We start from the raw sequence: 10,174 nt of genomic DNA, 5'->3' as shown, positions 1-10,174 counted from the left end.
ATGATGAGCAATCAAGATAAAACACCAAGCAACCAGACAAACATTAATTGGAATGACGATCAAATGCGTTCTACTTACTCGAATGTTGCCAATGTAGGCAGCACCATAGAAGAGTTTATGCTGCTATTTGGAACGAGCCAAAACTGGAACGGTTCAGCAGAGCAGATTGATGTTGAGCTAAGTGACCGCATTATTATGAACCCTCGTGCTGCGAAGCGCCTATTTTTACTGCTTGGTAAAGTGCTCAAAGAGCATGAAGAAAAGCACGGTGAAATTAAATAATTAATGATTATGCAAAGCAATACCCCCGTAAGTGACTCTGAGCTATGGCAAACCTTTTCTAGGACCAACGATCCTGAACAGCTTGGTCAAACATGGTTGGCCATCGTGTTGAATCAATTTTCACAACGGGCGGATATAGCAATACAAGATGGCTTGCTGGCCGTTGGTCAGCCAGCCTCTGCTGATTATAAAACCGTTGCATTTACCTCAAATGGCGCAAAGTCATCTGCAATATTAAAGCAGGTGGGTGAGCAGGCTATGCAGCGTTTAGCGCCTGTCGTTCAGAGCGAGGAGCAAAAGGGACTCTATTTTTTGGCGTGTCCATTGGTGGTCGAAAATCAACTCTATGGCGTAGTCATTTTATCGTTGAAGTTAAACCATAAGAACTTATTGACCAAAGCGACAGAAATAGTCCAGTGGTCGATTCCCGTTCTTGTACAGCGTTTAACACCTACGAATCAATATGCCATGGCCACTGAGGATTCTAACTCGCCCGTATTTTCTCTATTGGAACAGATAAATCAGCCTATCCCAATTGCTGATATGGTTGAATGGGTATGCACAGAGCAGCTTAAAAGGTTTGGTTTAACTCGCTGTGCTATGGTGATTGCGGACGATAAAGCCAATTCTCTTTTGCAAGTGGGCACGTATACGGGAGAACTTGAATCCAAATCTGAAACCGATGTCATTATTAGTCAAGCTCGTGAAGTCTTGCTGCAAGGGAATGGACCTAATGAACTGAGCGACAATTCCGATCACATCGGTCTACAGCTCAAACATCAAGATCAGGTCTCTTGGGCTGATTGGTTTACCCAACCCCTGACATACCGAGAAAGTACAGTACATGTTCTTTGGTTGGTTTCTTGTGACAAAGTACCTACGGCAGCGATAAGAGATCAGATACAGCAAACTCTCTTTACCATTTCTTCTCCTCTGATCTCTAAATATTTTGAGCAACAGTCTTTAACCCGCACGGTGACGAAATCAACAAAAGTCAAACTGTCTAACTTTTTTCGCAATCGAAAAAAGACGCCAATAACGTTCGGTACTTTCATCCTATTGGCTGCTTTTTTATTTTGGCCAGTGAACTATCAAGTGGTTGCTGATGCGAAAATTGTCGGTGCGGAGAGAAGGGTCATTTCGGCGCCATTTGATGGGTATATATCAAAAGTGGCGGTTCGACCGGGTGATGAGCTCATTAAAGACCAATTGATGTTCGCTCTCGATGATAAAGAGTTAGAACTACAGAAACTCGATCTTAAAGCGAAATTTGTAGAAGTTTCTCGTCAAATGGACGCAGCGCGTGGCGAATATGATATTGCGAAGTCAAATATTCTAGCGGCCTCTCAAAAGCGCGTAGAGGCAGAAATTCGCTTGATTAACCATAAGTTAAGCCGTACTCAGATTCTTTCGTCGTTAGACAATGCCATCGTGGTCAGTGGTGATCTTATTGACGCCATCGGAACGCCTGTTCGTCAGGGAGAGGTTCTCGCGGAGTTATCCCCTCTTAATCAGTACAAACTATTGATTGAAGTTGAGCAACTGGACATCGGCTATATTGCTCTCGAACAGTTAGGGAAAGCACTGCTGACTCCAATCCCTAATCAACCTTTTGAGTTTAAGGTAAGTAGAGTGACACCCATTGCCCAGGCTAAAGATGGAAAAACGGTATTTCGTGTCGAGGGTGTGCTGCAAGGTGATGTTTCAGATCTTAGACCAGGAATGGATGGCGTCGCGAAAGTAGAGACTGTTTCTCAACCTAGGATATGGAACTGGACACGCAAATTATGGGCATGGATTTCTATTAAAACTTGGGTACTCATGCCGTGAACCCAAGTGCCTGGAAAGCAGTTGCAACGTCACGACCAACATTAAAACCTGGACTTTCGACAGCAACGCACCTTTATCGAGGAAAACAGTGGTGGGTCATCCGAGATGACGATACTCATCGCGTTTTTCGTGTGCCTATCAATGCTGTGTCTTTTGTTTTAGCGCTTAGAGGCGATCAAACAATCGAGCAAATTTATCAAGCGTACAGAGAGCAGGTTCACGAAGAATTACTCAGCCAGGAAGAACTCCTATCGTTATTGAACCAGTTAGAAGTGCAGGGGTTGATTGTAGGGCTGAGTCAATTAGGGCTAGAAAAGCTTACTCAGAGAAGAACTCGACAGAAGAGGTTGGCGTTATTTAGCAAATACGGTAACCCAGTTTCATTTAAGCTTCCTCTATTGAATCCAACAAAATTCGTTGCCCAAATGGTTGGTGTGGCTGGTGCTTTATTCAATCCCTATGCGCTGTTTTTATGGGCAATGTTGGTGGTTGTTAGCGGAATTCTAGCAGCTATGCATTGGCGAGAAATTACCGATAACCTCAATGACAAATTTTTCAGTGTTGAAAATGCATTATTGGGCTTAATCGTTTATGTGTTGATTAAAGCCTTTCACGAGCTTGCTCACGTCTTTGCGATAAGTCGCTATGGTGGCAGGTGTAAAGAGGTGGGGTTACTGTTTATTGCTTTTGTACCCGTACCTTATGTGGACGCGTCACAATCGTCGTTGCTGCCCAATAAATGGCATCGTGTATGGGTTAGCCTCGCTGGAATACAGTCTGAATTGTTACTTGCCGCTGTTGCAACCTTTGTCTGGTTAGCGGTCGAACCCGGTTTACTGCGTGCAGCAATGTATAACGTAATGATGATCGGGTGGATCAATACTTTGCTTCTAAATGGTAATCCGCTGCAACGTTTTGATGGTTACTTCGCGTTGCAAGATGCGTTTGAACTTCCCAATTTAGCCACACGATCTGCTAATGCTTATCAGTACTTAGCTCAATATTATTTGTTAGGGGATCGATCGGCGGTAAAGCCTGACTACCTGAGAAAAGAATGGCTGTGGTTTCTGGTCTATTGGCCTGCGTCATGGTGTTTTCGTACCGCAATCATGGTGACGATTGCACTTTATTTAGCTGAACATATTCCTTTTGTAGGCTGGATATTAGCCGCGTGGACTTTGATTCAGATGTTCGCTATTCCTTTGGTAAAGTTTGTATTGTTTATGAGTCGTAATAAAAAAGAGAAACAACAATCTCCAGTGCTGCGTCGAGGGCTACTGCTGAGCTTGATGATCGTGCTGTCTATTTCATTCGTGCCATTACCCAACAACTCAGTCGTTGAGGGTGTCGTTTGGCTCCCCGACGTTCAGCGAGTGAGAGCGACGTCGAGTGGCTTTGTAGAACAACTCCATGTAACCCCTTCGACAGTTGTGACTGCTGAGCAACCTCTAGTCACATTAAATGCGCCTCTCATTGAATTAGAACGCAGTGAGAAACAGGCACAATTAATACAGTTAGAAAGACAATACGACGCTGATTTGGTCGATGATCAAGTGAAAGCAGCGATTACTAAAGAAAGAATTCAACAAGTTGAGTTTGAAGTTGCAGAGCTTGACCGCCGTCTTTCCGAGTTAGTGGTTTATGCGCCCCGTGATGGGGAGTTTGTAATGTTAGAAGAGTCACTCATTATTGGTAGTCATGTAAAAAAGGGTGACCCGATAGGAGAAGTCCAACTCGTGGATTACAACTCAGTCAAAGCCGCTATACCAATGGATAACATTGATTTGGTGCGAGAGTCTCTTGTGAATGTCGAAGTTAGGGCTGCCCACGCTCCATTCAAAGTGAGCAACGCAAGTATCGTTCGCTTAGATCCTGGGGCAAGTCAAACTCTGCCCAGTGAGGTGTTGACTATAGAAGGTGGTGGTTCTTTTGCTGTTGAAGATGCAGAAAAATTAACCAGTCACCAGCTGTTTTATCTTGCTGATATTCGCTTAGCGAACCCAGAACCATTTTATGGTGGAGAGCGCGTGACGGTTCGATTCCAGCACGAATATCAGCCTCTTTTTTTCCAGGTTGCAAGGTTAGTGCGTCAGACATTACTAAGGAGACTCGATGTATAAAGTAACATTGGCAATGCTGTTACCTTCATTGGCTGCAATGCCTCTAGCTGCCCAGACATTTCCCTGCCAAGTCAAGCCAAGTGAGTTACTTGAATTAGCATCGCCCGTGGTTGGTGTTGTTGCTGAAGTCCATGCCAATCGAGGTAAATGGGTTAAGCAAGGAGAGCTGCTTGTTAAACTCGATGATAGGGTTGAACAAGCAAGAGTTGCCTACTCCAAATCCCGAGCACAAAGCAACGGTTCAGTTAGTGCACGAAAAGCGAAATATGAGTTTGAGCAGCGTCAAATTGAGCGAAACAAAGAAGTGATGGCACAAAATATCATTTCAGCTCAAGCCGCTGATGAGATTCGAACGGGGCATGTCATCGCGAAAATGGAATTGCAAGAAGCAGAAGAGCAGCAAGCGATTTTCAGAGATGAGCTGGCAATGGCAAACGCTGAACTAGCGTTAAAACGCATTCTTGCTCCGATAGATGGAGTAGTGGTAGAACGTTTTGTGGGTTTAGGAGAGCAAGTTCGAGATGAACCAATCATTAAAATTGCGAAGGTTGACGTTCTCTATGTCGAAGCTAGCGTGCCTGTGGAGCAATACGGGCAGTTCAAAACAGGTGATAAAGCGACGGTCTCCTTTACCTTGCCAGGATTAACGGACAAACAATTGCCCATTACTTTGATTGACCCAGTTGCAGACCCTCGAAGCCATACTTTCAATGTACGCCTAGAGCTACAAAACAAAGACTTTAAAATCCCGGCAGGGAGCAAATGTTTAGTCAAAATAGATTTTAAGGAATCTAAATCGTCGGCCAATGACGACTCATTATCAACGGCGTTGTCAGATTTAGATTCTTTGTTACCCGAAGCCCAATCGAACATAGATAAACATCAATAAGGACGTAATTAAAGCATGAAAACACCTAAAAGAACCCTTTCAGCGTTGATATCAATACTGGCTGTTTCAACGGCTTCAGCAGGGACTTTACTCGATGTTTATAGCCAAGCAACTCTCAACAACCCTAGTTTGCAAAAAGCGGAAGCACTGACCAATGAGGCTGAAGCGGCTTATACGAACTCTTGGTTGGGTATTGCTCCAAGAGTTAACTTGACTCTCGATTTTGAATCGGTCAGCCAAGAGCTTAAAAGAACTGAAAACCCTACGTTTAACTTGGGGGAAGCTGAATTCGACAATAAGAACCGAACCTTATCGATCGTCCAGCCAATCATCGATGCATCGTTATTTGCTTCAATACAACAAAGTAAATATCGATTAAACAAACAAGTGTCTGAGTATCAGGTATCGGAACAAAATCTGGCTTTTGATACTATCGAAGCGTATTTAATGGCACTAGCGAGCCACGATGCTTACCTGCTTGCTAAATCGGAGTATGAGATCTACGCAGAGCAGAAAAATCAGCTAGAGGTACGTCGAACCAGTGGGTTAAGTAGCAGTTTGGAGTACAGTGAGATCACCGCAAAATTGAGTTTGGCTAAAACTCAAATGTTGCAAGCTTTGGCTCAAGTAGACAATAAATTCTCAGAGTTAGAAGTGCTGACAGGACAGCGACTGGAATATATTCAGCCGCTTAACGTCGATTTTCCTTTGCAGCCACTCGCGTACAATGATGTTGATTACTGGTTGGCACAAGCCCAAAAGCAAAGCCCAGATTACCGTGCACTAGAGCATGATGTAAAATACGCGAGATCAGAGCTTGCTAAGCAAGATGGTGAGCTACTACCTACTGTTGAATTGAGAGCGACAAATACCTATCGTGATATTGGTGGCGCCCTTTTTGGCTCTGCTTCTGAAAGTGAAGAGACCATTGTGGTTTTGCGCTTCAATGTGCCAATCTTTAACGGCAATGGCGTCGGCTATGAACGAATGGAAGCGGCTCATGCATGGAAGTTTAAGCAGTATGAAAAAGTCGAATTTGATCGCGCATTGAGACAGCAAATCAAAACCGCATTAGTACAAGTTAATAACAGCATTGAACGTCTACCTCATCTCAATACTTTGGTAGAAAGTCGTAAAGCCATTGTTGAAAGTAGTGATAAGCAACTTTCTGCCGGTTTAATTACAGTTGATACCTTGCTCGATGATGTTAGTGATGTTTATAGCGCGAAGCGTCAACAATTGTCAGCAAGCTATAATTATTTATTGGGTAATTTATTGTTAAATCGCTTAACGGGTGAAATTAATATCGCTTCCGTTGAGCGAGTTAATCAATTGTTAGACATGAACGCAATTCCAGTCGAAAGACCGACCTTATTTAATTAAGACATAGACTCAGTTTAATACTACCTACTTTTCGTCAAGTAGGTAGTATTGGCTTGTTGACCTTAACGCCGTGCTCTCGCTGCATACGATCTAATGTTCTATTAAGGTCTATTCATTGAGATATATCTGTTCAGCTCTATTTATTCAGTAATGCATTATCAAAGCAATGTTCCATGTAAGTAATGTAATATTGGCATAAGCTGAAAACTCACCATTACATATAGAAACCGTTTCTACCTTTCTCTTTTGCTTTGTATAAAGCCTTATCTGCGTTGTGCAGTAAACTTCCCATCTCTTGCCCCTTGCTGGAAGCAGCGCAGCCAATACTCACGCTCGTAGAAACACCTTCAATATTAAATGTGTGCGAAGCAACAGAAGAACGTAAACGCTCAGCAAGTTCAGTGAGGCGATTATTATCAGAGTGTTCGATAAGAACCAGAAATTCATCACCACCCCACCGAGCAGCACAATCGCCGGGCTCTATTGAGTTTTTCAGAATCGTTGCTATGGTCACTAGGACTTTATCTCCGACCGTATGGCCATAAGAATCATTGATACTTTTGAACCAGTCGATATCAATCCATAGAATGCCAATCTGGCTATTATCTGAGGCAGATTTCTCCAAACTGGCTTCAATCCTATCTGTCATTCCACGACGGTTGTACAGGTCGGTAAGAGGGTCTATCTGAGTCAGTCGCTCTAGTTCTGCAGTTCGATCCTGAACTTTTTGTTCCAGATCCCGTTTTGATTCCAGAATGACCTCCGACATACGCATGAAATGTTTGATCAAACTTGCCAAATCGCCCTTAGCGTTAATACTCAGATCCGCGTTTGGTCGTTTTCCTTTCTCCACACGATTCATCGCATGTTCTAACTTGCTCATCGGGTTTAGCACAAGGCGGTTCAAAAAGTAGTTCAATAGAATAAGAGCGATTAAAAGGGCAGCCACAAACATCATGGCGATTTTAACGATGTTCTCGGTTGGAAGAATGTAGCTGAGATCAATCAGAGAGATTTCATACCAGTCGATTTCTGGTAGATACACAACGCCAATAAGATGTCGCTGACCAAAGAGAGTAACAAAACCGGTTGCGACCTCATTCTCCAATTTCTCAGCTTGTTCCATTGCGCGATAAACCGTTTGTTTATCCTCTTCTTTCTCGAAAATTAGGTCGACGGTCTTTTGCGTTCCTTCATGTTTACCAATAGAGCCAAAATCAATAAAATCCTGATTTCTGTGTAGCTGAATGGCACCTGAGTGATCGAGGAATAAGTTAAGGACACCGGGCTCGCTGTCGCTAGTCAGAGCGTCGAGCACTTCAGATAAATCCAGGCCTGTCCCTGCAATCCCTAGAATCTCTTCACCATGGCGGATCAATACATCAATCCAAAGCTTAGTTACGCCAAGCTCGACATCAGGATTGACGTTAATATGAATATCACGTCCCTGCTCAATCAAACTGTAAAACCAGTTATCAGATTCTTTATCGGCATCGAGTACATAGCGAAATTCATCGCCCTTAAACTCATTGGTACTATTATTATGGTAATAATGCCCATTGTTTAAAAAAGCGACAAAGTAATTATGCCCTCTAAAATTCAGACGATAACTCTCTAGCTCTTCCATAGCCGTTTTTTGTAACTGTTTATTTTCAGGGTCTTGAGCCCATTCTCGAATAAACCCTGAGGTCGCGAGTTGGCGAGAAAGAGCAAGCTCACGCATAATCGGCTGTAGCGTCCTGCTTTTGTCATACAACGCCTGTTTCACCATGAACTTTGACGCCCACTGCTGAACAATGCCTTCCGATAACGTTCGTATTGACCAAGAAACCCCAATTGCTGTCACCAAAAAGAGTGTTGCTGTAAGCAATAAAAAGCGTGGTTTTAAGTTCATTCCTTTTCCTAATACCGAGCCGAATATATCCATGTATCCAGCAATTTTACTATGAATGAATGCCCCATAGTAGGTTATTGAATTCTTTTCTATTTCTCCCGGTATATTCCCAGCAAAAAACTTTATATTAGAGCTTAGTATATATTCGTGTTGTTTTTATATCTGCGTGTCCAAGTTATTTCTGAACGTTTTAATATCATCCCCGCGCGGGAGTGTGTCTGTAACCAATGAATACCGCAAGGTGTGGCATGAGATGTTTTTATCCATGTTGGCTAATTGACCTGTTAACTGAATGTGTGTTTGAAGCGCGTTTGGGTGAATATGATGCCTACGTGGTACACATGCGAGCAAATCGCTTGATTACTCACTATTTTTCCGAAGAACTCAATCGTTTTTTATTGTTAATGATGAAATAGGGGAGGTCTGTTTTACTTATGATGGTAGTGAGTTATTAAGTTGTTTTCCTTGTGAAATCGATGAAACTTCTGAAGTTTGTCTGTAGAAATTCCCATGAAAAACGTTCATTATTGATTCATAACACTTGGCGTTTACGGTTTAACCTATTAAGTATTTACGACACATTAGATTAGGCGCAGCGTTATGTGCCTCTTCCATTTTGTCGATTCGAAGGTATTGATGTGAAAAATTCAGCTTTGGTGATTTTATCTATCGGCTTTATTGTATTTCTGCTTGTTGGTCGTCAATTTGAGTGGTTTGGGTCAAGTAACGCGAAGTCCTTCCCTAAACTCCCTGAAAAACCAGACTTTATTGTGTCAACTAAGTTTGATGGTGAATGGGTGGGTAGGCGTATAAACACAACGGGTAATAATATGTGTGAGCGAACAACCATCACCGGGAATATCATTGAAGGTAAGGCAAAATTGAGGCTAACTTATAATGGCACTTCACTTCAGGGCTGGATTTCAGAAGATGGGAAGCTAGTGTTATATGCTAACCATAGGCTGTGGGATTATCGTTTTTCGGCGACAGGTCGTAAGAATAGGCTAGAGGGAAATTGGTTTTTAACTAATGGCCCTTGTAAAGGTTCTTGGTATATTGAAAAGAAGTAGCATCCCCGTAAGCTTTGGCACATAACAAACTGGTTAGCCTGGCGCTATAAATAATTGGTAATTTCGGATTTAGGAATCAAGTATATGAAGTGTTCAGTATTTATTGCGGCGAGTACGGATGGGTACATTGCTGAAGAAAACGGTGGTTTAGATTGGCTTCATACATCGGGTAATCCGGATGCTGATATGAGCGAAAATTTTGATATGGGCTTTGCCGACTACATAAACTCCGTTGATTGTATGGTAATAGGGCGTAAATCTATGGAAACCCTATCTAGTTTCAATCTTACTCCAGAGCAATGGCCTTATGGTGACATCAAGATCTATGTTTTGAGCAGCACGCTGACCCAAGCCCCAGAAAACGTTTCAGATAAAGTTGAGGTGTTCTCTGGAGATATATCATCTTTAGCTCGTCAACTAGAAAAAGAAGGTTATAAGCATGCATATATTGATGGTGGATTAACGATTACCTCATTTTTGAATGAGCGACTCATCAATGAAATCACCATCACTCGAGTTCCTGTCATTTTGGGTCGAGGCATTCCACTTTTTGGAAAGGTTCAAAAGGCGGTTCAATTGCGCGAAGCTACGGCGATAGTATTCCCCAATGACTACATACAAACAAAGTACACAGTAAATTACTTATAACAACGATTCTGCTTGTGCATACAGCGTTATCAGTTAATAACTAAGCGTTCGATAACAT

General features: G+C 42.6%; 8 protein-coding genes. 7 read left to right on the top strand and 1 reads right to left on the bottom strand.

What is annotated here, in order from left to right:
• Genes QF117_RS14950 through QF117_RS14930 form a run of 5 tightly spaced genes read left to right on the top strand, consistent with a single transcriptional unit; the run spans position 1 to position 6,504 of the window.
• Positions 1–282 carry a DUF3467 domain-containing protein gene (locus tag QF117_RS14950; protein WP_240492311.1) on the top strand — a complete coding sequence of 94 codons (282 nt, stop codon included), beginning with the start codon at positions 1–3 and terminating at the stop codon, positions 280–282.
• Between the two features lie 9 nt (positions 283–291).
• Positions 292–2,112, top strand: a complete 1,821-nt coding sequence (locus QF117_RS14945; protein ID WP_282386504.1) for an HlyD family efflux transporter periplasmic adaptor subunit — start codon at positions 292–294, stop codon at positions 2,110–2,112.
• Positions 2,109–4,232 (top strand): site-2 protease family protein, encoded by a 2,124-nt coding sequence (locus QF117_RS14940; RefSeq protein WP_282386502.1) that lies wholly within the window; start codon positions 2,109–2,111, stop codon positions 4,230–4,232. Before QF117_RS14945 ends, QF117_RS14940 begins: the two co-directional genes overlap by 4 nt.
• On the top strand, positions 4,225–5,121 hold the full coding sequence (locus QF117_RS14935) for an efflux RND transporter periplasmic adaptor subunit (RefSeq protein WP_282386501.1): 897 nt from the start codon (positions 4,225–4,227) through the stop codon (positions 5,119–5,121). The genes QF117_RS14940 and QF117_RS14935 overlap by 8 nt, the downstream gene beginning before the upstream one ends.
• A gap of 15 nt (positions 5,122–5,136) precedes the next feature.
• Complete coding sequence (locus QF117_RS14930; protein ID WP_282386500.1) at positions 5,137–6,504, top strand: TolC family protein; 1,368 nt, start codon at positions 5,137–5,139, stop codon at positions 6,502–6,504.
• A gap of 214 nt (positions 6,505–6,718) precedes the next feature.
• Here the strand turns inward: QF117_RS14930 and QF117_RS14925 are convergent, their stop codons facing one another.
• Positions 6,719–8,398, bottom strand: a complete 1,680-nt coding sequence (locus tag QF117_RS14925) for a diguanylate cyclase (RefSeq protein ID WP_282386498.1) — start codon at positions 8,396–8,398, stop codon at positions 6,719–6,721.
• 638 nt (positions 8,399–9,036) lie between these two features.
• Here QF117_RS14925 and QF117_RS14920 point away from each other — a divergent pair.
• Together QF117_RS14920 and QF117_RS14915 are read left to right on the top strand one after the other, a co-directional pair.
• Complete coding sequence (locus QF117_RS14920; protein ID WP_282386497.1) at positions 9,037–9,468, top strand: hypothetical protein; 432 nt, start codon at positions 9,037–9,039, stop codon at positions 9,466–9,468.
• An 84-nt stretch (positions 9,469–9,552) separates the two neighbouring features.
• Positions 9,553–10,116 carry a dihydrofolate reductase family protein gene (locus QF117_RS14915; protein ID WP_282386496.1) on the top strand — a complete coding sequence of 188 codons (564 nt, stop codon included), beginning with the start codon at positions 9,553–9,555 and terminating at the stop codon, positions 10,114–10,116.
• Positions 10,117–10,174: the final 58 nt, after the last annotated feature.

It is taken from the genome of Vibrio sp. YMD68 (assembly GCF_029958905.1).
In the GTDB taxonomy this organism is placed as follows: Bacteria; Pseudomonadota; Gammaproteobacteria; order Enterobacterales; family Vibrionaceae; genus Vibrio.
This window is presented reverse-complemented; position numbering and strand designations above follow the sequence as displayed.

What these genes read in the sequence shown, in the direction of transcription:
- QF117_RS14950 (WP_240492311.1), top strand. Translation starts at nt 1, where the DNA reads ATGATGAGCAATCAAGATAAAACACCAAGCAACCAGACAAACATTAAT.
- QF117_RS14945 (WP_282386504.1), top strand. Translation starts at nt 292, where the DNA reads ATGCAAAGCAATACCCCCGTAAGTGACTCTGAGCTATGGCAAACCTTT.
- QF117_RS14935 (WP_282386501.1), top strand. Translation starts at nt 4,225, where the DNA reads ATGTATAAAGTAACATTGGCAATGCTGTTACCTTCATTGGCTGCAATG.
- QF117_RS14930 (WP_282386500.1), top strand. Translation starts at nt 5,137, where the DNA reads ATGAAAACACCTAAAAGAACCCTTTCAGCGTTGATATCAATACTGGCT.
- QF117_RS14925 (WP_282386498.1), bottom strand. Translation starts at nt 8,398, where the DNA reads ATGAACTTAAAACCACGCTTTTTATTGCTTACAGCAACACTCTTTTTG.
- QF117_RS14915 (WP_282386496.1), top strand. Translation starts at nt 9,553, where the DNA reads ATGAAGTGTTCAGTATTTATTGCGGCGAGTACGGATGGGTACATTGCT.